This is a genomic window from Pediococcus sp. AC40 (genome assembly GCF_030252485.1).
In the GTDB taxonomy this organism is placed as follows: Bacteria; Bacillota; Bacilli; order Lactobacillales; family Lactobacillaceae; genus Pediococcus; species Pediococcus acidilactici.
The window spans coordinates 199337-221542 of the sequence record NZ_CP127012.1 but is presented as its reverse complement, the minus strand read 5'-3'; the positions used below and the strand labels follow the sequence as shown (position 1 = coordinate 221542).

General features: G+C 43.2%; 18 protein-coding genes and 1 other annotated feature. Of the genes, 5 read left to right on the top strand and 13 right to left on the bottom strand.

The genetic code is table 11. The annotated features are described in order from the left end of the window. Positions 1 to 459 precede the first annotated feature (459 nt). Positions 460 to 1794, top strand: coding sequence for an MFS transporter (locus NL111_RS01000; protein WP_285110340.1), 1335 nt, complete (start codon positions 460 to 462; stop codon positions 1792 to 1794). A gap of 69 nt (positions 1795 to 1863) precedes the next feature. Here the strand turns inward: NL111_RS01000 and tyrS are convergent, their stop codons facing one another. The 6 genes from tyrS to NL111_RS00965 all read right to left on the bottom strand — a co-directional run bounded on the left by tyrS (position 1864) and on the right by NL111_RS00965 (position 9583). Beyond that, a complete protein-coding gene (gene tyrS, locus NL111_RS00995) occupies positions 1864 to 3117 on the bottom strand; it encodes a tyrosine--tRNA ligase (protein WP_002830950.1) in 1254 nt (417 codons plus the stop codon). Positions 3118 to 3180: 63 nt separating this feature from the next. After that, positions 3181 to 3379, bottom strand: a binding site (T-box leader). 41 nt (positions 3380 to 3420) lie between these two features. Then, on the bottom strand, positions 3421 to 4821 hold the full coding sequence (gene pepV, locus NL111_RS00985) for a dipeptidase PepV (protein ID WP_285110339.1): 1401 nt from the start codon (positions 4819 to 4821) through the stop codon (positions 3421 to 3423). 376 nt (positions 4822 to 5197) lie between these two features. Then, the gene (locus NL111_RS00980; RefSeq protein WP_004166558.1) at positions 5198 to 5836 is read right to left on the bottom strand and encodes an SDR family oxidoreductase; all 639 of its coding nucleotides are present in this window, start codon (positions 5834 to 5836) and stop codon (positions 5198 to 5200) included. 109 nt (positions 5837 to 5945) lie between these two features. Further along, positions 5946 to 6413: a hypothetical protein gene (locus NL111_RS00975; RefSeq protein ID WP_002830554.1), complete on the bottom strand. Its 468-nt coding sequence runs from the start codon at positions 6411 to 6413 to the stop codon at positions 5946 to 5948. A gap of 234 nt (positions 6414 to 6647) precedes the next feature. Then, on the bottom strand, positions 6648 to 7955 hold the full coding sequence (gene celB, locus NL111_RS00970; RefSeq protein WP_002830555.1) for a PTS cellobiose transporter subunit IIC: 1308 nt from the start codon (positions 7953 to 7955) through the stop codon (positions 6648 to 6650). A 512-nt stretch (positions 7956 to 8467) separates the two neighbouring features. Continuing rightward, on the bottom strand, positions 8468 to 9583 hold the full coding sequence (locus tag NL111_RS00965; protein ID WP_285110338.1) for a DUF871 domain-containing protein: 1116 nt from the start codon (positions 9581 to 9583) through the stop codon (positions 8468 to 8470). A gap of 154 nt (positions 9584 to 9737) precedes the next feature. On the opposite strand from NL111_RS00965, the gene NL111_RS00960 reads away from it, so the two are divergent. Both NL111_RS00960 and thiD read left to right on the top strand, forming a co-directional pair. Beyond that, positions 9738 to 10790 carry an Mbeg1-like protein gene (locus tag NL111_RS00960; RefSeq protein WP_063504610.1) on the top strand — a complete coding sequence of 351 codons (1053 nt, stop codon included), beginning with the start codon at positions 9738 to 9740 and terminating at the stop codon, positions 10788 to 10790. 141 nt (positions 10791 to 10931) lie between these two features. Continuing rightward, positions 10932 to 11741 (top strand): bifunctional hydroxymethylpyrimidine kinase/phosphomethylpyrimidine kinase, encoded by an 810-nt coding sequence (gene thiD, locus NL111_RS00955; protein ID WP_119178749.1) that lies wholly within the window; start codon positions 10932 to 10934, stop codon positions 11739 to 11741. Positions 11742 to 11833: 92 nt separating this feature from the next. Here thiD and NL111_RS00950 read toward each other — a convergent pair whose 3' ends face one another. Next, positions 11834 to 12655, bottom strand: a complete 822-nt coding sequence (locus NL111_RS00950) for an LptM family lipoprotein (protein WP_053906446.1) — start codon at positions 12653 to 12655, stop codon at positions 11834 to 11836. 164 nt (positions 12656 to 12819) lie between these two features. Between NL111_RS00950 and NL111_RS00945 the strand changes: the two genes are divergently transcribed. After that, the gene (locus NL111_RS00945) at positions 12820 to 13425 is read left to right on the top strand and encodes a nitroreductase family protein (RefSeq protein WP_002830941.1); all 606 of its coding nucleotides are present in this window, start codon (positions 12820 to 12822) and stop codon (positions 13423 to 13425) included. Between the two features lie 190 nt (positions 13426 to 13615). Here NL111_RS00945 and NL111_RS00940 read toward each other — a convergent pair whose 3' ends face one another. From NL111_RS00940 to NL111_RS00920, 5 genes are all read right to left on the bottom strand, one after another. Next, positions 13616 to 15112 (bottom strand): glycosyltransferase, encoded by a 1497-nt coding sequence (locus tag NL111_RS00940; RefSeq protein WP_285110337.1) that lies wholly within the window; start codon positions 15110 to 15112, stop codon positions 13616 to 13618. After that, positions 15112 to 16710 carry a glycosyltransferase family 4 protein gene (locus NL111_RS00935; protein WP_285110336.1) on the bottom strand — a complete coding sequence of 533 codons (1599 nt, stop codon included), beginning with the start codon at positions 16708 to 16710 and terminating at the stop codon, positions 15112 to 15114. Before NL111_RS00935 ends, NL111_RS00940 begins: the two co-directional genes overlap by 1 nt. 697 nt (positions 16711 to 17407) lie before the next feature. Beyond that, positions 17408 to 18382, bottom strand: a complete 975-nt coding sequence (locus tag NL111_RS00930; RefSeq protein WP_002830936.1) for a DMT family transporter — start codon at positions 18380 to 18382, stop codon at positions 17408 to 17410. 165 nt (positions 18383 to 18547) lie between these two features. Beyond that, positions 18548 to 18817 carry a 30S ribosomal protein S14 gene (rpsN, locus tag NL111_RS00925; RefSeq protein ID WP_002830572.1) on the bottom strand — a complete coding sequence of 90 codons (270 nt, stop codon included), beginning with the start codon at positions 18815 to 18817 and terminating at the stop codon, positions 18548 to 18550. Between the two features lie 166 nt (positions 18818 to 18983). Beyond that, on the bottom strand, positions 18984 to 20141 hold the full coding sequence (locus tag NL111_RS00920; RefSeq protein WP_285110335.1) for a glycerate kinase: 1158 nt from the start codon (positions 20139 to 20141) through the stop codon (positions 18984 to 18986). Positions 20142 to 20648: 507 nt separating this feature from the next. Between NL111_RS00920 and NL111_RS00915 the strand changes: the two genes are divergently transcribed. Beyond that, a complete protein-coding gene (locus NL111_RS00915) occupies positions 20649 to 21569 on the top strand; it encodes an L-lactate dehydrogenase (protein WP_002830932.1) in 921 nt (306 codons plus the stop codon). 194 nt (positions 21570 to 21763) lie between these two features. On the opposite strand, the gene NL111_RS00910 is transcribed toward NL111_RS00915, so the two are convergent. Further along, positions 21764 to 22069, bottom strand: coding sequence for a hypothetical protein (locus NL111_RS00910; RefSeq protein WP_002830575.1), 306 nt, complete (start codon positions 22067 to 22069; stop codon positions 21764 to 21766). Positions 22070 to 22206: the final 137 nt, after the last annotated feature.

Here is a 22206-nt window from a genome sequence, read left to right as displayed (position 1 = left end):
GAGTCTTTTTCAAGCTCATTAATTGTTTGTTTTTGCGAATTGACTTCGCATGTTTGTTCTCACTAAATCAATTTGATTTGCGAGTCCTCACACGATCGTTTGTCAAAATTTTGTTCAGTTTTCAAAGGTCTATCAGCGTTGTGTTATCAACGTTTATGTCGTTTAACACAACTTTTTAAGTATATCGTGAGGAGCAATTTATGTCAAGGATTAATTTCAATTAATTTGAAGAATCAATGACGTTGTCCCTCGCGACAACAGAAATATACTATACACTCATCTCCGCCACCCGTCAACACTTTTGTGACATTTATTTTAATTTTTGTACAAAAAGTTGGATAAAGCTGCACCAACCCCCGAATATGCTTCCTTAACCGTTGGTAATCCACCTTTACAGTCCGTCATTCGTGTTGTACTTTAGAACTGTTATAAACAAAAGCAAAGGAAGCGACTTATTTTATGACTCCATTATCTAAAAAAGCTTACCGTTGGTTCGTCGCCACGCTACTGCTTGGTACGTTTACCATGTCGATAAGTCAATCATCCCTGTCAACCGCTTATCCCACCTTCATGCATTACTTTAACTTACCGGCTAGCACGGTCGCCTGGCTCACTACCGGCTTTATGTTAATCATGTCGGTAGTGATGCCTCTTTCACCGTGGATGCTAAATAACCTTAATTTCAAACGGATGTACATTAGCTTATTGCTAATTTTCATTATCGGAACCTTCATCATTATTTTTGCGCCAAATTTCGCAATGATGATGGTCGGTCGTTTAATGGAAGGTTTCTCCGTTGGGGTACTATTTCCCACATACCAGTCGGTAATTTTGCAGATCACTCCTGAAGGACGACGGGGAGCCACCATGGGAACCGTTGGCCTAGTTATGGGTTCGGCCCTTGCAGTGGGACCGATTCTTTCCGGAGTAATTCTACAAATCTTTAATTGGCAGTCAATCTTCATCTTCTTTAACTGTCTATTAATCCTGGTCACCCTGCTAGCGTTCAAAACCATCGTTAGCCCCGTACAGCAAAGTCATTCCGAGTTAGATTTTGTTTCGGTGCTGCTTTCTTTAGGAATTATCGGCTTGCTATATTTTATCAATGAGATTAACCAACAGGGTTGGAACCTTTCACTCGCCATCATTTTAGCAATCTCGTTAGGAATGTTAGCCTGGTTCGTTATTCGTCAGTTCCACTTAACTAACCCGCTGCTTCACCTAGAAATTATGCGCATTAAAAATTTTGACCTTGGGGTTTTACTAACGGCGTTTGCGTACATGTCGTTGATTACCGTCACCATCGTCATGCCACTTTATTTCCAACAAGTTTTACACCTTTCGCCGTTTTGGTCGGGACTCGCACTAGTTCCCGCCGCGGCCCTTTTATCCTGGCTCAACCGGCAAAGTGGTAAATTAGCTGACCGGATCGGTTTTAAACCCGTTATGATCATCGGAATCGCCATCTTCATCGCGGGCTGGTCGTTAATGATCCTCAACGTCTTTTTAGAAAGTCTGGTAATTGCTATTTTGGCTACGATGGTGGTGGAGGCCGGAAACGCCTTTGTAATGATGCCTGCCACCACGCTCGGCGCCAATTCGTTGCCTGACCATTTAATTCCGCACGGTTCGTCCATCATTGCCACCGTTCGCCAGGTCCTGGGTTCAACGGCCGTGGTAATTGCCACCGTCATTTTAGGTACCGACAATTTCTTGGGCGTTTTTAGTTGTTTTCTACTATTAGAAATCTGCGCCCTCTTCTTAGCCTTTAAAATCAAAGACGTTCACAAGTAATGTCATACTTAACAAAAAAAGGTTCGCAACAACCTAACTTGGTTTGTTGCGAACCCTTTTTATCGTTAATTATTTTACCCGTGCTAAGAAATACTTCTTCTTACCGCGCCGAACGATCACGAATTTGCCATCAAAATGACTAGTTGGATCAATTTCAGCGTCCACATCCGTAATCTTTTCTCCATTAATTCGGATGGCACCGTTCTTAATGTCTTCCCGGGCTTGACGCCGAGATGGTTCAATTTTCGTGGTGTCGACCAACCACAAAACAATGTTTTCCTTCTTGTTTTCGACTTCCACACTTGGCATGTTCTTGAAACCTTGTTCGATTTCGCTTGCGGTGAGGTCCTTCACATCCCCAGAGAAAAGGGCTGCTGAAATATGTTGTGCTTCCTCTACCGCAGCCTTGCCGTGGACGAATTCCGTAACTTCTTCTGCCAAACGCCGTTGTGCTTCGCGTTTTTCAGGAGCTGTTTTAACCGTTTCTGCTAACCGTTCAATTTCTTCGTGGCTAAGGAAAGTAAAGTACTTCAAGAACTTCACCACGTCACGGTCGTCTTGGTTTAACCAGAATTGGTAGAATTCGTAAGGGGTCGTCTTTTCAGGATCAAGCCAAACGTTGCCGCCTTCTGATTTACCAAATTTCGTTCCATCCGCCTTTAGCAATAGCGGAATTGTCAAACCATAAACCTTGGCGTCCTGGCCTTCCATCCGGTGGATTAAATCAGTACCAGCTGTGATATTTCCCCATTGGTCACCACCACCAATTTGCAATTGCACGTCTTCGTGTTTGTATAAATGCAAGAAATCGACCGATTGCAAAATTTGGTACGTGAATTCGGTAAAGGAAATTCCGACTTCTAGGCGACTAGCTACGATATCCTTAGCTAACATTGTATTAACGTTGAATAATTTTCCGTAGTCGCGCAAGAAATCCAGCAAGGACATTTTTGAAAGCCAGTCGTAATTGTTCACAATTCGGAAATTATCTGTCCCAAAGAATTTAACCAATTGTTTCTTCAAGGCTTCTTCATTGTGGTGAACTTGTTCCATGGATTGGAGAACCCGTTCGGATTTTTTACCTGACGGATCCCCAATTGAACCCGTTCCGCCACCGATTAAGATTACCGGTTTGTGTCCGGCTTGTTGGAATCGTTTCAAAACCATGAACGGGATCAAGTGCCCAATGTGCATACTGTCCCCAGTTGGGTCAATTCCCGCATATAAACCGATTGATTTTTCTTCGGTTAATTTCTTAAGACCTTCTTCGTCGGTTTGCTGGTTGATTGCGCCCCGCCAATCTAATTCGTCAATAATGTTCATCAGTTAGTACCCTCCATTCTGTTATTAATCATCAATGGAATAAAAAACGCCCCCAATCAACTGATCAGGGACGAAAAATTCCGCGTTACCACCTTGAATTGAGTTATTACACTCCGCTCAACATCGATAACGAGATGATCCGTTCTTTTAAGCAGAAAGCTCCATAGTGTAATTCACCGAATGAGTCAGTCTGGTTTGCAGCTCCCACCAGATTTCTAATTGCTGAACCCATCCCGCTACTAGGCTACTTCATTGCTTCAATATCGCTGTTAATTTTACGGATAATTCAAACTAGTGTCAACCTTATTTAGCTAATTCATAAATTGCGTGAGCGTAGATTGCAGCTGCGTTGACAATGTCTTCAATTGCCATGTATTCGTTAGCTTGGTGCATAACGTTTTCCCGGCCAGGGAACTGCGCTCCAAAGGCAACTCCGCGTTCTAAAATCCGGCCATAGGTTCCCCCGCCGATTACCATTTCTTGTCCTGCTTCTCCGGTGTGTTCCGTGTAAATTTGAAGCAAAGTCTTTACCAACGGATCGTCAGCAGGAACGTAATGTGGTTCTTGTGCGTGACCATGTAAAGCAACTTTAGCCTCGAAATCAGCCAACGCTGCCGTCGCGCTCTTAATGATTTCATCCGTAGAGATGGATTGTGGGTAACGAATATTGATAATTACCGTACCAGCTTGTCCTGCTTGGTAGTCAAACAAGTCTGGTGAAACCGTCAAATCGCCCATTTGCGGGTCCACGGTATTAATCTTCAATTGGTGTCCCCGTGAATCTAGGTGCATTTTTTCTGCAATTAATTTAAGGTAATCGTTAGCCACTTTACGGTTCAAGAAGTCGGCTAAGAAAGTGGCCGCGTTCAAGCCTGCCTTGGGTTCCAAGGCGTGTGCGGACTTACCTACTAAGTCAAAGGTGATTTGCTGTCCGGCAACGTTCATTGCCCCGGTAAGGCCGTTTTCACTTAGGTATTCTTGGTATTCAGCTTGCCAAGCAGCTTCGTCCACGTCTGCTTTTGCTAAGACAACCGCCTTAGCTTCGCGAGGAATCATGTTGTCCTTGATTCCGCCCTTGAAAGATTGTAATTCAAAATCCCCAGTTGCTGATTGTGCGGGCACTTCAACTTCGAAAGAAGCAATCCCCTTTTCCCCGTTAATAATTGGGAATTCAGCATCTGGCGAAAAACCGAAGTCGGGTGTTTGCTCAGTTGCCAAATAACGGTCCATTCCGTACCAGTCGGACTCTTCGTCAGTTCCTAAAATCAAACGCACCTTCTTAGAAACTGGCAACTTAAGGTCCTTAATGATTTGTAACCCTAGGTAAGCAGCCAAAACGGGACCTTTATCATCGCTAACTCCCCGAGCATAAATTCGGCCATCTTTGACCACTGGCGCAAATGGGTCGGTATCCCAACCTTCACCAGCGGGAACTTCGTCAAGGTGTCCTAAAATACCTAAAATTTCTTTGCCATCGCCATATTCGACGTGACCTGCCACATTTTCAACGTTTTTGGTTGTAAATCCGTCTGCTTCGGCGAATTCTAACATCTTCAAAAGGGCTGCCTTAGGTCCCGGACCAAGCGGGGCATCCTTTTCGGCATGTTCTACATCGCGGGAACTGTCAATTTTCAACAATTCCATTAGACGTTCTAACATTTGATCTTTACGTTGCTCAACTTCTGCTTTCCAATCAATATTCATGGGCTAATACCACCTTTATATTTTTCATTAAAACTTGTCGTAACTATAGTATGAATTATACAGAATAACGTTCATCCGAGGCAAGAATTCCGCGAAACTTACCAACTAACCAAATCCAGCTGGCCATCTAAGGAGGCCGTTTGGATAGCCTTTAATTAATAAAATCAGCTCTTGGAAAAATTGTTGAACAACGTTTAGGGAGGTTGGCCTTTGTTTAAGAATCCCAATAGCTACTCGCTGCTTAACCAAAAATCGGCAACTATGCCAATTGAGGCATAATTGCCGATTTTCATTAACATTCACCAACTATCCGATCCTTATTCTCCTCGCTTCATTTCAAGTACTTCAGATCGGTCAGGTTAACAAACTTAAACTACTAATACCAGCTTGGTTTGTCACCATCGGTATTAGGTTTATTGACCCCGATGGAATGCTTAATTTCCGTATTGTTTTGAATTAAATCAACTACTACGTGTGCGATACTCTTTCGTGAAACTTCCGTTCCCTTGAAGTCTTCGCCCTTTTGAGTAAATTCGTATTCAATTTCATCGTGGTTAGTTAACCATGCTGGCCGAACCACCGTATAATCTAGGTCACTAGCTTCGATAACGTCCGCTGCTGACCGATACCGCGTGAGGTAGCTACCTAGCGTAGAATTATTCCATTCGCCAAATTTGCCCGGTACTTCGTCATAAATTCCTAACGTAGAAATCCAAACGAGGCGCTTAACGCCGGTTGCGTCCATCGCTTCAACGACCGCTTTTGCTTGATCGGCGATGTTATTACCTGCAAGGTTAGCGTAAACCGCATCAACTCCTTGCATAGCATCTTTCAATTGGTCAACGTTAGCCGCATCCCCGTCAATTACCGTTTCCCGGTCAGGATTAGATGGAGTGAGTCGCTTAGCATTCCGTAAGAAAAGCTTCAGCTCATCGTCGGTTTCTTCCATAAATTCCTTTTCTGCTAATTGAGCAATTTGCCCGTGTGCGCCTAAAACTAATACTTTTTTTGTCATTTTTATCAACCTCCACTATCGATTTTAACCGCTTACAAAAAATCAGCAAGTATTAGCACTTTTCGGTATAGGGTGAAAACCTTCAGCATTATATACATTTTATAGTGTTCTAGTGAAAGGCCACAAAGACTTGCCAAATGGAGATGACAGTACAAATCAGTATTACCAACAGGTCCCCGATGATGGTTTCCATTTCCATCAATGCAAACCGGTTTACGTCTCCATCTACGTGATCAGCACGCCGCCGGGATTTAATCGCAATCCAACAACCGTATGCGCCCAGTAGGCAAGCAAACGGCACCAAAAATAACGCATTTTTATTAATCATCCCACCAGTGGCCTTCAACGTAGCTGGCACCTCGTTTTGTAACATCGGTGCCGTGAGGAGCACAATCAGTAACGGAATAAAGGGCAACCAGCGCAACCAGTTAAACCGGTTTAACGCCGCATTTTGCATCCATCCGGGCAAGTCTTTAATCATTAGCCGGGGCTTACGCGCGTTGGCAATCACTTTCTGAGCATTTTGGGCGCGTTGCGTTCGTTGCTCAGAAGTCAATTTTTGCTTATGTTTACTCATTAAAATCAATCTCCCATCCCTAAATGAGGCGCTTTATCGCCTTCTTCACCATCATAAACCATTACATAATTTCATGCAGGCGGTTTCTAATTTGCGCACTAACCAGCACTCTCATTACATTAGTTAGTTGGTTTGGTTATTCGTAATAACGTTGTTTAACCAACCTTTGACAATTGCCATTTTTTATCAAAAAAATGCGACTAAACTTTACTCGTTTAGCCACATTTTTATTTTCTAAGCGTTCATTTCTGCGCGTTTTGCTTCTTCTTGTTGAAGAGCTTGACGGTCAGCAATCTTGAAGAATGGGTAGTAAACTAGTCCACCAATTGCTAGGTTAACTAATTGAATTACCGCACCCGAAATCTTACCAGTTGCCAAGTAACCAGAAATTAGTGGCGGAGTGGTCCATGGAACCGCAATTCCAAGTGGCTTAGCAACCAAACCGAACTTCATTGCGTAGTAAGTGGTTACTACCGAAATTAATGGAACAATAACGAACGGAATTGCCATTACCGGATTCAATACCATTGGAACCCCGAAGATGATCGGTTCATTGATGTTAAATAAACCAGGGATCGCGGTTAATTTACCAATGGCCCGGAAGTTTTCTGACTTCGCCAAGAACATTAGCATAAAGGCCAATGCTAAGGTTTCACCAGCACCACCAAAGTGAATGAAGTTATCCACGAATTGTTGGGTAACGATGTTTGGTAACGCCTTGTGTGCCTTCGCAGCGTCAGCGTTTTCCGCCATCTTACCTAACCAAACCGGCGCCATGATCCCACCAACTACGTTAGAACCATGAATACCGAATAGCCATAGGAAGACAACGAAGAATTCAGCAACTAACATTCCGAAGATTGATCCGCCAACCGCGTTCAATGGTTGCGAAACGATTACCGTGATTACGTTTGGAATCGTCTTAAAGTCGGTAAAGCTAACCAAAAGCCGTAATAGCCACATTCCTAAAATAATTACAAATCCAGGAATCAATGATGAAAAGGCGTGACCTACAGCAGGCGGAACCGTGTCTGGCATCTTAAATTGCCAATCCTTATGAATCATCCAAACGAAGGCGTCGGTTACGAATAGGCCAATCAGCAAAGCTTCAAACAAGCCCATTGAACCTAATTGAGTTAACGGAACCCAAACCGCTCCCGCTTTATCGACATTTAATGGAATCGTTAACATAAATGCCGCTAAGGAAACCATACTTGCCGAAATGGCGTCGATTCCATCGTAAGACTTCGCTAATTCAAACGAAATCCCGATTACCGCTACCATCCCGATAATACTAAACGTTGCGTTGGTAGCCCAGCCGACCGTATCTTGCCAACCGGCACCAAACAAACTCGTCATCATGTTTAAATAAGCTGGAATTGGAAATTGACTAATAATCATAAACACTGAACCAATAATGATCAGTGGCATAACTAAGGCAAATCCATCCCGCAATGCTACCAAGTGACGAGAAGATGCTACTTTACTTGCCAAAGGCATTAGCTTTTCAGCAAATCCATTGGTTTTATTGTTGTCACCCATTACAACAACCTCCTTATAAATAAATTTGCCGGCATCCCAATAATCAAACGTGCAAAATAAGTGATATACCCTTGTAATACCGGCCAAAGCGTTGAAATCGCTTTCACAAGTTCATATTAACATTTGTACCTACAAATTAAAACCAATACGCATAAATATGTAATTTGTTTTTTTAGTAACCCTTTTGAGTCAAATAATTTGTCAAAATTAGTTAACTACGGTAGGAACCCCACTTTTTGCTTGAATGACCATTTTAGAAGTAGTACAGGGCATTAACTTAGCTTTTCGTGCCGGATTAAAAAGCATGGTCGCGCTTCTCTGCTACTCAGTCGAAACGGGCACTTAGCCCCATTTGCTTCCGGTTAGCTAAATTAAGGCATCAATCGCACAACCTGCGATTAATGCCTGTGCGTTCCTCTGCTGCCTGGTTGAAACGGGCTCTGGAACCCAACTCTCTCCGGTTAACCAAAAATAGGCCTAGTCGCGGTTTAAGCGACTAGGCCTATTTTTCGTTAATCCTCAAGAGCTGCCCGGGTTCCAGAGCCCTCTATCATCCTAAAATCACTCCACGGCTGCAACGTTTCCAACAGCATCATATCAGTTGGTGCCACGTGGCCCACCACGTTCACTCGGCCGTTGTTTTCTAAATTTTGCAACGCAATTTGGGTTTCCGCCTTATATTGTGCGTATTCGTTATTCATTACTAACACGTCGCCCTTATGAATTGGGACCGTATGGCGCGCCGGAACATCTTCATCCTTATACCAAACCCGCGTCATGGTACTCCGTAGTACGTAATCGGAGTGATCACCCCGGTACGTGTGTTGGCTATCGAAAATAATTTTCCGTTCAGTATCGGTCAAGCCGGCATCCGCAATCACCCGCACGATTGGTTGCGAAGCGTTGAAGGCCGCTGCCGCTTCTTTAAGATCCGCCTCACTCACTCCAGCATTTGAAATTAGAATATCGTCAATTAAGCCCAACATTTTCAAATGCATGATTTGAGTAAACAATGATTGGCCGCGATGCATTTCTAACGAGACCATTCCCTCTTGTAACGGCCAAGGTCCCACTGAACCAGACGGCGCGTTCACAAAGGCCGCCGTATTAATATTATGCCGCCGGTATTGTTGGGAAGTTTGCTTAAAGTAGTCCAAACCTAATCCGGTGTAGCGTTGCGGATAAAAGTTATGCGACCCGATTAGATTTTGCCGGTCGGGAGCATAATCCATAATTTGGTCAATATAATGGGTACCGCGACTCATGTTGACCTCGACCTTCAATCCGTATGGATTATGCGTCATCCGCGCTTCTTCCATTCCCGTGAAACCTTCGTCTAACCGTACTGCCCACGCACCAATGTCGTGGAAAAATTTAAGGTTATCATACGACACGCCCAATTGTTTAAACAACTTCGGGTTCATGTCCACCATGGTGTCCATTCCTAACGACTTGCCGTATTCAATTAAGTCTTTGAAACGGGCCACCACCTGATCTTGATCCCCCTTAATTTGCAAGAACGACGTGAAGATCCGTTGAAAACCATATTTACTTGCCAATTTAATATATTCTTTGGTTTCCTCAATCCCCATTCGGTCGGGATAAATCGAAATACCTAGTCTACCCATTATTTTTCCTCCTTATTCACACTGGTCTAAACCAATATTGTATTCGCTTTCAGTATATCATAGATAGTTAATTGACGTGAAAGCATCGTTTGACTGAAAAACTAGTCGCGTGCTACCCTTTTTCATATAGATAAAGAGATCGGGGCAAATTTAAATGACTAAATTAACCAATTTTCTAAGCGAGTACCAGCGACCAATCCACGATCCGCTAGAACTAGACCTAGCCTTATTTAGCCGGTTGGTTGAATTGCCATTAACCATGGCCAATAGTGAATTAGCGTTGCCGGCGTTACTGCCGGATTTTTGTGCTACGCTTCTTGCCCAGATCCAGGCCAAGGATTATTTAACCCTTCCGGCCGATCGGCAACTATTAGAACAGATTGCCCACAGCAATCGTTACCAGAAGGTTACTTTAGAAAAACTCAGTCCGGATAACGAGCATTTTTTAGCAATCACTTTAGGAATAACCAAAACACTAAAAGTGATCGCCTTTCGGGGACCTAACGGAACGCTGCTTAGTTGGCGAAAGGACCTGCACTTTGCACTAACGGATCCCGAGGCTTTGCAAAGCGCTGCCCAAGCATATTTACAACGCAGTTTACAAACTGACGATCGCCAAATCATTTGCGTGGGCTTTTCTCGCGGCGCTGCAATTGCCGCCTTAGCTTGTGATCATCTGACAACCCCGGCAGCTCAACGCATTCAACAGGTTTTACTGTTTGAAAGTCCGGGCTTACCCGTAGGAAAATACCATTTTGACGTACCTGTCTTAGAATTAATGGCGCCGCTTTCGGTATTTTCCTTAGTGGGGATGCATCCCTTCCCTCAACGAACCGTTAATAGTTTAAACGCGGGGATTTGGCAGCATGACCTTACTTCATGGACCGCGGACCGGACGGGGAGTTTTGCAAATGCCGTGGGAATCGCGGCCCCAGCAGGTTTTGATCAATCCCCCTTCTTCAAACAGCTGTCTCCTAGCATTACCGAAGAAGACGCTAATCGAATTGTTGCCGTTTTATTCGCAGTATTTCGAGAAGCTAACTACCCGTCGATTCCAGAACTAATTAAGCATTGGAACCAATTTACCGGTCTAATCCACCAACAAGTTCGCAATGAAAACTCGGTAGTTCAACTTTCAGTTAATCGGATTCAGCAAATTATTTTCCAAAATGCCGCCACTAATTTACAAGCGGCGCTTCGTCGATAACTTTTTTAATTTTTTTGGGGGGAGGTTTTCCCGCTCAACACTAGGCTGAGGGGAAACTCCCTTTTTCTTTTCCCAACTTGCTGATCTACCAATTTTTAAATATGTTATCCTTAAACCAATAAAGAATAAGGAGTGAGTTTAATGTCAAATGAATTTCCACAAGCTTTAACAATCGCCGGTTCTGATTCCGATGGTAGCGCAGGAATGGAGGCTGATTTAAACACCTTCCAACGTCGCGATGTCCACGGAATGTGCGTGATGACCGCTTGCGTTGCCGGAAACTCTTACGGTATTCAAGCTAGTCACCCGCTTCCTACTGATTTCGTTGACCAAGAATTTCAATCCCTAGCCGACGATTTCAAAATCCGGGCTAGCAAAACCGGAATGTTAGCTGATGCACCAATGATTGAAACCGTTGTCAAAAATTATCAAAAATTCGACTTTGGTCCTTTAGTTTTGGATCCGGTCATCATTACCAAACACGGTGCCTTACTATTGGAGGAAGACGCGTTTGAAACTTTGAAGGCGAAGTTGATTCCGTTAGCTACCGTGATTACCCCTAATTTTTATGAGGCAATCAAGTTAACCGGCATTGACATTCAAAATGACGATGACATGGAACGCGCTGCAAAGATGTTGCAGGAAATGGGCGCTAAAAATGTGGTCCTTAAGGGTTCGCATAAACCAGGTGCTCAAAGCGAAGTACGCGATTTCGTTCTTCTAGAAAATGGTGAAAGCTTCTGGATGAGCGCCCCATACATCGAAACGGACCGGGTTAACGGTACAGGTGACGTACTTTCAGCTTGCATCACTGCTGAAATTGCTAAGGGGACTGACATTGCCACTGCTATTCGAATCGGCAAACGCTTCGTTACCGCCGCAATTAGCAACTCCATTGCTGTAGGCCACAAATATGGTCCGGTAAATCACTTAGCACCGTTTGAGGACTAAGTTAAGCCGGTAAATGTAAAAAATAAAAATAATATTGATGAAATTAAAAAAGTTGAGGTAAGAATTTTAATTCTAACCCCAACTTTTTTATTTTAATCCGCACTTTCCGTTGCTTCTTCCGTAGTTGCTTCAACTTTATCAGTAACGGCGTTATTTACCGTGGCATCCGTGTCCGATTCGTCAGCTTGATCGCTTACCGTATCGTTAGAACTTGGCGCTGAACTAGCACTCCCGCCGCTGGTGCTTGAATGATAATGGTTGCCTCCGCCTTGGTAGGTTGGATAGCTGTAACTTGGCGCACTATAGCTTGGAGCCACGTAACCACCGCCCGCGGTTCCCGTAGTATTCGTTCCAGTATTCGAATCGCTGGAACTAGCCGCGCTGGATACATCATCGCCAGCCGTAATATCTACTTCTGCACTGCTGTCATCTGCAGACGAAGATTGTTCGTCCACCGATGAAGATTCTTCAGCAGAAGAAGAGGATTCCGCCGCGCTGCTTTGATTTTGTTCCCACTCGTGGTAAGCAGCCGAATCGTTATATACTTTAAACTTTTGCGTTCCACTAGCTTGATGATGTTTAGCAGTAGCGGTGATCATAAATTCGGCTTCCTTGGTGTGTTCGCCTAAATGCGCGTTAAAGATTAACTTTCCATCCGCATCCGCCGTTAAATTTGCTACCTTCTTAGTTTTAGTGTTGGTTATCTTAACTTTAGCTTTTGAGTTAGTCTTGATCGTGATCAAAACGTTTCCCAAATTATTAGTCTTCTTTTTCTTAGTAACCACTTGCAACTTGGTTGGCGACTGGGTCGTTTTTTCTGAGGAAACCGTCCCGCTCGACGCCGCTTTCTTACCGCAAGCTCCCAAGGTGACTGCCATCGTTAAAGCTGCCATCACCGTGATAATTTTCTTCATCTTCCATCCTCCGCCACATCGTTTATTAACCATATTATTACAATTGATTGGCAATCGGTCAATTTATTTTCTAAAAAACTTGCAATCCCCTCAACTTTTTTATATACTAAAGCTACTTACTAAAAGTAAGCCAGACAATTATAGTTACAGAAGGGATGTTCAATATGTCAAATTCATTTTTAGAAAACTTAAAAAAACGTCGTTCAATCTACGCACTAGGTAAAAACGTAAAGCTTAGCGAAGACGAAATTACCGAAATCATCGAAGAAGCAATTCGCCAATCACCAAGCGCATTTAATAGCCAATCAATCCGCGCGGTTATCCTTTACGGTAAGGCTCACGATGAACTTTGGGATGGAATTTTAGATATTTTACACGGCGAAGTTCCTAACGAAGAAGCCTTTAAAGCTACCAAGGCAAAGGTCGAAGGCGCATTTAAGGCCGGACTCGGTACCGTCCTCTTCTACACCGATGAAGACGTCATCGCTGACTTGAAGAAGAATTTCCCACTATACAAAGATGCATTTGACATGTTTGGTGAACACGGAATGGGAATTGCTAACGTGGACGTTTGGACTGCATTAGCTAACGAAGGCATTGGCGCTTCTCTTCAACACTACAACCCCATTGCTGACAAATTCATCGCAGAAAAATTCGATATTCCAGCTAACTGGACTTTGAAGGCACAAATGCCATTCGGTTCAATTGAACAACCAGCTGGCGATAAGGAATTTATGCCAGATGACGAACGCTTTCGCGTTATTAAATAATTTTTTCATTTAAAACAAATAGCAGCTGAGTAAAACTAAAAATTTTTGGTGCGTTGCCTCCAACAGCGTCAAAAGTCAGTTTATTCCGCTTAATCCCAAAATGACCATTACGCCAAATTCAGGCATAATGGTCATTTTTAGTTAATGTTCATCAATTATTCAATTGCTGTTCCGCGCTGTTTTTATTTACTCATCCTAGAATATTTTTCCACTGTTGATAAACCGTTCTTGCTTGATAAGCCTGGGCCGTTTGTTGAGCTCCCCGGCTTAATTCTTGCCACAAATCTGGGTCCTGTAGAATTTGTTTTACTCGTCGGGCCATCTGCGCCTGATCACCATTTGTGACGACAAACCCGTTGACATTATTTTCCACTAAATTTTCAATGCCGTAGTCGGTATAGTAAGCAACCACCGGAACCCCATGCGCCATGGCTTCAATGACGCTAAGCCCGCCAGCTTCGTCGTAAGCCGTATTAATGAGTACCTGTGCCTGATTATAGAAATTGTCCATTGCTGCATCCGGCAAGTAATCACCAAAAATAACGTGCTCGGCAATTCCCATGTGTTGGGCCATCTGTTTCAAACGACCTAATAGTTGGTGATCATTTGTGTAGCCCCGGTATTCCAACGTCGCGTCGGGAAGCTGATCAAACAACCGCAAAAAAGCTGCCAAAGCTTCGTCGGGGCGCCGATCACTTTCTAAACGTCCACTGAAAATAACGTGGTCGGGAGTACGCTTCTTTTTAGAAACGGTATTAGCCAAAATCTTAGCATCAACTACCGTATCAGCCGCCACGTAAACTGGTGTCTCGGGAAATTGCCCTTGAATAGCCGTCTGCTGTTGGACAGTAGGCACGATGATTCCATCAATTTCTCCCGGTTCTGCTTGAAATGCGGGTGTATAGGCTGCATAAACATTGCCGTGATGGTCCGCGTGCGCTCCATGAAAGGCTAACCACCGGGATTGGGCCTTTTCAACTTGCATAACCATCAAATCCACGTCGCGGTGGTCGGCAACCATGACCGCTTTGTCGTCTTGTTCAGCAATTTCGTTTAAGAAGAATAAAAACAAGTCCTCTTGCGAGTCAAACCGGTAATCCTGCCCGTGATAACCAATCAGTTTCCACATGGTGGGCTGTAATTGATCCGCAACGTTCATATAAACATTTTCTAAAACTACTTCTCCTGCTAAATTTAAAAAGCGGCGCACTCCTAAGCTGCCATCGGGGTGGAAGTAATCAATTGACGATTTGAAACCGCGCCAATCGTAATTATCCCGGGAAACTAGGTTATCAAAGCGGTCGTAATATTCCACGTCCCCCACCAAGCCGACCGTCCCTGGTAAAATATTGATCCGTGCAAGCTGTCGGCCCGCGTGATCGACCGTATAATAATCGGGGCCATGATCAACCAGTTGGTATTTATCAAACGGCAACTGCTTAAATTCCCGTACCGGTACCGCCACGGTTGGCGTTTGCGTAGTTCCTTGAAAATAATCGTACATGTTTAATACTTGATCGCCGGCCAATCCAACACGCTGGGCATCTCGCAACCAAAAGCGGTTATAATCCATCGTTACGTACCGTGCGGGATCATTTTGTTGGTTAAAAAGACGGGTCCGTTGGGCTTGAGCATGCTCAGTTCCCGAATTAAAGGTGTAAATTCCTCGGCTAACAAAATACTTCATTATTCAACATCCTCCCGAAATTCTGGCATTGCCCGAAGCTTTGCTGGCCAGCTTGCTTGTGCGTCATCTAGTAGCACCTGCCAAGCTTGCCAAACTTGTTTTTCCGAATAACGTTCGGCCGAAGTGTACGCTCCGGTGGAATAACGCTGCGCTAATTGCTGATCTTGTAAAACCTTGATGATTGCTTGCGCCATCGCTTCATAATCACCGTAAGGTACCACATTACCATTCACGTCATTTTCCACAATCTCATTGGGCCCGTAATTAACGTCGTAAGTAAAGGAGATTAATCCGTGGGCAATCCCTTCCATTACGGCTAAGTTGAAGCCTTCCATTCGCGAAGTCAACCCAAACATCATCGCCTGATTTTCAACTTCATCTACCGCAGTGGTATATCCCTTAAAACTAACCACCTTTTCTAAATGGTTTTCCTGGATAGCCTCTTCCACTTTCCGTTTAGCTTCGTAGTTATTCGCAGGATCCGCATAGCCATAAAGATCAAGCGTTATCTCCGGAATCGTCTGGTGGACGATGGCAATCGCCCGCACTAGGTCGTCAAGGTGCTTCTCCCACGCAATCCGGGCAAAAGCCACCATTTTTCCAAACTGCCGCTTAGCAACTGGAACTTGGGGTGCTTGTCGTAACTGCTCGGGCACAATGCCTACCGGAATGGTAAATAACCGGGTATGGGGGTGAAAACGCTCTTGAACATCTGCAGTTTGCTTTTGGGTTGCACTGATAAAAGCGTCGTAGCGATCCATCGACCGTAACGCAAATTCATAATGCTGGTTCAACGTAGAATCCATGGGCGCTTGTGCATCACTAGCGTGTGAATTGTGCAAATGAATCACTCGATAAGCTGGTTTTTCCATGTTTAAAAAGGCCCAGTCAGCTAAATGATTACGATCCAACACAAAAATATTAGGTTGCTTGGTCGACCAAAAGTCGTCATTCAGCTCGTCTAGAAAATGCTTCGTAAAGGTTTCAATCGTGTCAAATTGATAAACTTTTCCGTGACGGTCCGTTAATTTCCATCCTGATGGTTTAAGTTCACCAGCCCGGTTCTGCTTGGTAAAAGCTTCGATAACTGTTTTACCTTCCGGAGTTTTCCATTCTTCATTTTCAATCTGATTATCGGGAGTGTACCATTGTGAAAGGGAGACAAAGCCTCGGTAATCGTAGTTGTCAACTCGATAAAGATTTCCAAAGCCGTCAAAAAGTTCGGTAGAGACCACCCGCTCCTCGTCACCCTCGACATTAATCCGAGCGACCAGTTCCTGAGCAGGCGTTACCACTAAATACCGCTGATTTTCCGGTTCATATTGGAGTTCAACGTCCGCGACCCCAAAATCTAAATCATCGGGGTGAACTATGTGACGTTGCACTTGTAAAGCTTGCTGGTAGTAGTCAAACATGTTGATCAATTGCTGATCGTCAATCCCAGCGGCCTGCGTGAGGCGGTGGGTGTCCGCGCTCCAATCCCGCAAAATCAGCCGACAATCTACCTTCATCTTGTTAAAAAGCTCCAGTCGTTTTAACTCCGCATGTTCAATCCCTGATTTCTGCTCCGGCATTTGTGCATTAATAAAAAAGATCATTGATATTACGCTTTTCCTTCCTTTAATCGCGATTACTTATTTATGTATTATAGTACATACGCTAAATTAAAGTGTGAACGACCTATAAAGTTTCTTATAAATTCGTTAACGGGTTTGGCAAACCATGCTTTGCCTCCCCAGCCCTTCCGGCTAACTAAATTACGGGGCCAATCGCAAAAAACACGATTAGCCCCGTAATTCTGTTAGTCCTCACGTCACCTTGGCTGCTGAGTCAAAATAAGCTCCAGCCACCAATTTTCTCCGGTTAACCTGATTTCGAAATCAATCGTTAAACCGCGATTAATTTCGAAACCTTGTTAATCTCTGCCTACTCTGCAACTGTGTCGAAACGTGCTTTGCCACCCAAACCCTTCCGGCTAACTAAATTACGGGGCCAATCGCAAAAAACACGATTAGCCCCGTAATTCTGTTAGTCCTCACGTCACCTTGGCTACTGAGTCAAAATAAGCTCCAGCCACCAATTTTCTCCGGTTAACCTGATTTCGAAATCAATCGTTAAACCGCGATTAATTTCGAAACCTTGTTAATCTCTGCCTACTCTGCAACTGTGTCGAAACGTGCTTTGTCACCCAAACCCTTCCGGCTAACTAAATTACGGGGCCAATCGCAAAAAACACGATTAGCCCCGTAATTCTGTTAGTCCTCACGGTTTACCCGGGTGCCAAAGCACTCTTATTTATTTGCTCATCCTCATCGCAATCTTTTCGCCTACTAGCGTAACTACTGATCCAATCAGGATAATTATAATTCCCACAATGGTATTCAAGTGAATCGGATCCCCTAAAATCAACAACGACAAAATTGGTGCTAGCGCCGGTTTAATAAAGAAAATCAACGAAGCAATCGGTACTCCAGCTTCACCCATTACTACGAAGTACAAACCAAAACCGACCCCCGTAACCAAGAAACTTATGTATGCTAATAACAGAATATTTGAAAGGGTAATCCCTTGGAAGAACGGAATATCGCTAAATCCTTCTAGCCCACTAAAAGCCCTGCTGACTACCGGAATATGAGTAATTGCCATAAAAATCGCTAACTCGATTGCTCCAGCAATAAACGAAAAACACGTCATGGTCATTCCGCCAAATCCCAGCTTATTCGAGCTAAGTCGGGTTAAAATCCCATAAATTGCAAAAGTGATGGAACTTAGCAAGCCCAACGTAATTCCTAAGGGATTGGTCAAGTTAAACGGATTAATAATTACCAACAATCCCGCTAGCGTTAGAATTACGGCCAGTGTATTGGTTCGCGACATCTTTTCCTTCAGTAAAACTAGGCCAATCAACATCCCAAATGCAGGGTTAGCACTTAGTAAAATTGCAATTGTGGCGGGCAGTGATAACTGAATAGCTAGTTGATACAACGTCATGCTGACTAACACGCACGAAAATCCAGTCATTGAAAATGCCGCAATGTCCCGTCCTTTCAATCTGCGTCCTTGTTTTTTCAACGTTTTCATTGTGAAGGGTAATAATAGCAATCCCCCGAATAAGAAGCGGATAAAATTCAACTGAATCGGGTTAAACGTCCCTCCAGCAACCTTCAGCGCAATCTCCATTGAACTAAACAAAAAAGTAGAAATGACGACATAAAGCAAGGTCCTTAACTTCACTAAAAAAACTTCTTTCTCTAATATAATTATGTACATATACCATCTTACCACTTTATTTTCAGGGGATTTTCAAATAAAAAGTCGTACTTCTTTGTAAATTTAATGCTCAGTCTTCTACTATTTATTTTTCTAAAAAATGGTACAAAAAAAGCGCAGACCTAATTGTCTTCGCTAATTTATGGAACTTTTCAGCTCTCATCCCTACCAAGAAGCCTTTTTAACTCCTGGAATTTGACCTTCGTGCGCCAATTTTCTAAAATTCAACCGAGACAGCTGAAATTTGCGCATGTAAGCATGCGGTCGACCATCTAGCGCGTCGCGTCGGTGAATTCTAGTTGGTGAAGCATTCCGCGGCAACTTACTAAGCCCTTGGTAATCCTTTTGTGCCTTCAACTTTTCGCGCAATGCGGCATAGCGCATTACCGTTTCTTCTATTTTCTTTTCCTTTGCAATTTTAGACTTTTTTGCCAAATGAACACTCCCTTACTAAAAATAATTGTGCAAACAGTATACTGCTTCACTTACTAAAAGTAAATTATTTTACTTTCCACTTTACCGGAATCGCTTACATTTTATCTTTAACTAAGCCAGCCTGTTTTTCAACAATTTCCAGCTTGGATTGTGTCATTTTCAAAAATTATTTTTCAGCGCGGGCCATGTTCATCAATCGAATTATATTACGAGTGACAATCTTAATATTTACGATAGCGTACCGCGTTTCCATCGAACGTCTTAACGAGCTTGGCCTTCTTTGAATAGAGAAAACCGCTACCTTTTCGTTCGGATAATGGCGCATTGAATTGTCTACTTGTCCACAGATGGCTACGGCTGGCACAGACATCTTCGTCGCTAAATCTAGTACTTGATTAATTACGTGCGGAGTTTGCGGATGGTGGGAAATTTTCCCGGTTCCGGTAATAAACAAGTCCGCATCTTCTAACTTTTGTGGTAAACCGACTAAGTTAGCCATTATGTCACCGGTTGGAACGATTTGTCCGCCTATAACTGCCAACGCTCCCCCGATTCCACCATCTACACCTAAACCAGCAACGTCTCGCAAGTCCAAGTTTAGTTCCCTAATAACCGTCATGAAAAAGCCGTCCATTCGCTTATCAAAAACTTCGATTTGCTTTTTGGTACCGCCCTTATCCATTCCCCAGGTCCGCTGTGCGCCGCGATAGCCTGCATAAGGCCGGTCAGTATTAGTGGCAATCATAATTTCAACGTGATTAAATTGTTGAACTACGCTTTCTAAATTGCGTACTTCTTTAAAATTGGTTGCTAATAAGTTTTTGTCGCGCCCAATTAAATGCCCCTCTTCATCATAAAAGTTAACGCCCAAAGCTTGAAGTAAACCTAATCCTCCATCACTAACTCCCGTTTCTCCGGTAAGAATGAGGATTCGTTTTGCACCGCGTCCTAACGCATCCCGGATTTGAGTTCCTAACCCGAAACTGGTTGCTCGGATGAATGATCCTGGTGATGGCAAAATCCGGTGTTTTCCAGCCGTGCTAGCGGTTGCAATAATGGCCAATGGAGCTTTTTTATAGTTAGTAGTTAAATACGGTGCGTCTACTGGTCGACCCATTAAATCGGTAGTTTTAAAAGGGATTTCCTCGATTTCTCGTCCCCACCGTTTTAAAACATCTAAACCGTCTAATGCACCATCGGAAATTCCAGCAGTTACTACTTCAACTTCTGGATCGATTTTAAAGATACTTTCACGAACTGCTTCGTTAACTTCATCGCTACTTAAGCAATCTTTGAAAGCATCCGCTGCAATTACAACTTTCATTTTTTCACCTCTCGAATCAAATGCTCAGTATGTACAATTTATAACATTCATAATCTTATCATCTTATTATCTGAAAAACAGCTACTTTATATTACTTTTAAAAGGAAATGTGGGGTGCTGTTTCATCCACTAGCTAATGACGCTTTAAACCATATTTTGGAACCTATTTAAAATGAAATCAAACCACATTAGTTTTCTTAAACTATTCATTAAAAACCAATCACACCAGAAAATGATTATAATCTCATCTATTCAGTATTGAAACGGCTTTCTACTGGTCATTCTAACATGTACTTTACCATCTGCGTATCAATTAACTATAAAATGTGAAAAAATTTGGAATTTATTCACATTATGCCCTTTTATTAAAAAACATCTCCTAAAGATGGCGATCACGTAATTTCGAGTTAATTCGATCCCCCTTTTTGAAAACGATACCAATTTATCAAACCCGGCTGGTAGCTTTTTTTAACATCGTAGCTTAAAATGACAGTGGAGGTGGTAGCAGTGACAAGAAAAATTGGAATTATCGGAATGGGGCACGTTGGCCAAGCCGTTGCCCAACAAATAATTACTAACGGTTATACAGACGATTTAGTATTGATTGACCAAAATGAAGCCAAAGTTGGTGCAGACGCTTTAGATTTTGAAGATGCCATGGCTAACTTGACTTACCATACCAATATTGTTGTTAACGATTACGCCGCTCTTAAAGATGCGGATATTATCATTTCAGCACTCGGAAAAATTTCACTCAGTGACAACCCTAACGTTGATCGTTTTGCGGAATTACCACATAATCGCAAACAAGTACGGGAAGTTGCTGAAAAAATTAAGGAAAGCGGTTTTGACGGGATTATTATTGCCATTACTAATCCGGTAGACGTAATTACTTCGCTCTATCAAGAAGTTACCGGACTGCCAAAGGAACACGTGATTGGCACCGGTACTCTATTAGATTCGGCTCGGATGCAACGCGCGGTTGCTAAGGGACTCAACATCGACCCCCGCTCCGTATCCGGATATAACCTTGGTGAACACGGCAACTCTCAATTCACCGCATGGTCAACGGTTCGCGTTCTCGATCGGCCCATCAAAGAGATTGCTAATGATCGGGGCTTAGACTTACACGAAATCAATGAAGAAGCTCGGATTGGCGCCGGTGACGTAATGAAGGGCAAACACTACACCAACTATGGAGTGGCTGCCGCGGCCGTTCGCTTAGCTAACGTAGTGCTAAACGACGCGCGAGAAGTTTTACCAGTTTCTAACTTCCGGGAAGAATACGGTACCTACTTATCTTACCCAGCCGTAATTGGTCGTGACGGGATTGTTGAACAGCTTCAGTTGCAATTAACTGACGAAGAACTTTATAAGTTACGCAAATCAGCACATTTCATTATGCAAAAAATCGCCGAAGCAGATTAAATTTTAACTTAAAAACACAAAAATTTGAGACCAAGCCCATAAGCGGCTGGTCTCATTTTTTATTCGTTTTATCGTAACGAATAAATATCCATTATTGAAAAGGCTGGAAATGTTTTCAGGCTTTTTATTTTTAATGAAACGATTAGTTTAACGTTATACACTTTTTAAAGATTTTCTATTAATAATTAACACGTTTAAACGTAACTGCGAGACATGTTTTGCAGTAGCGCGAAAATATCTGTAATTTTAATCGTTTCGTCACACCGTACTTCAACTTGGTTTCCTAGATCGCGGATTTCAAACTTAATCCATTGGTCGCCAATGTTAGCTTTACCATTTTGCGCCTTTAATACGGAAATGATCAGATCATCCCCGCCATCTAAGAAGCCAAGCACGGCGTTTTCTCCCCGTAACACGTTGGTGACCTTCAATGTCAAACCGGGAGTTTCCACTTCACTGTTTCCCAACCTAATTCTTTCAATCGGCACTATTACACTCATTTGCGTGACCTCCTATCATTCAAACAACTAACAATCTCGTTACTTGCCCTGAATTATACATACGGGAAATTACGTTTGCAAATATTTTGATTTCCTTATCAAAACTATTGCATATTACTTTACTTAATTTCGAATAA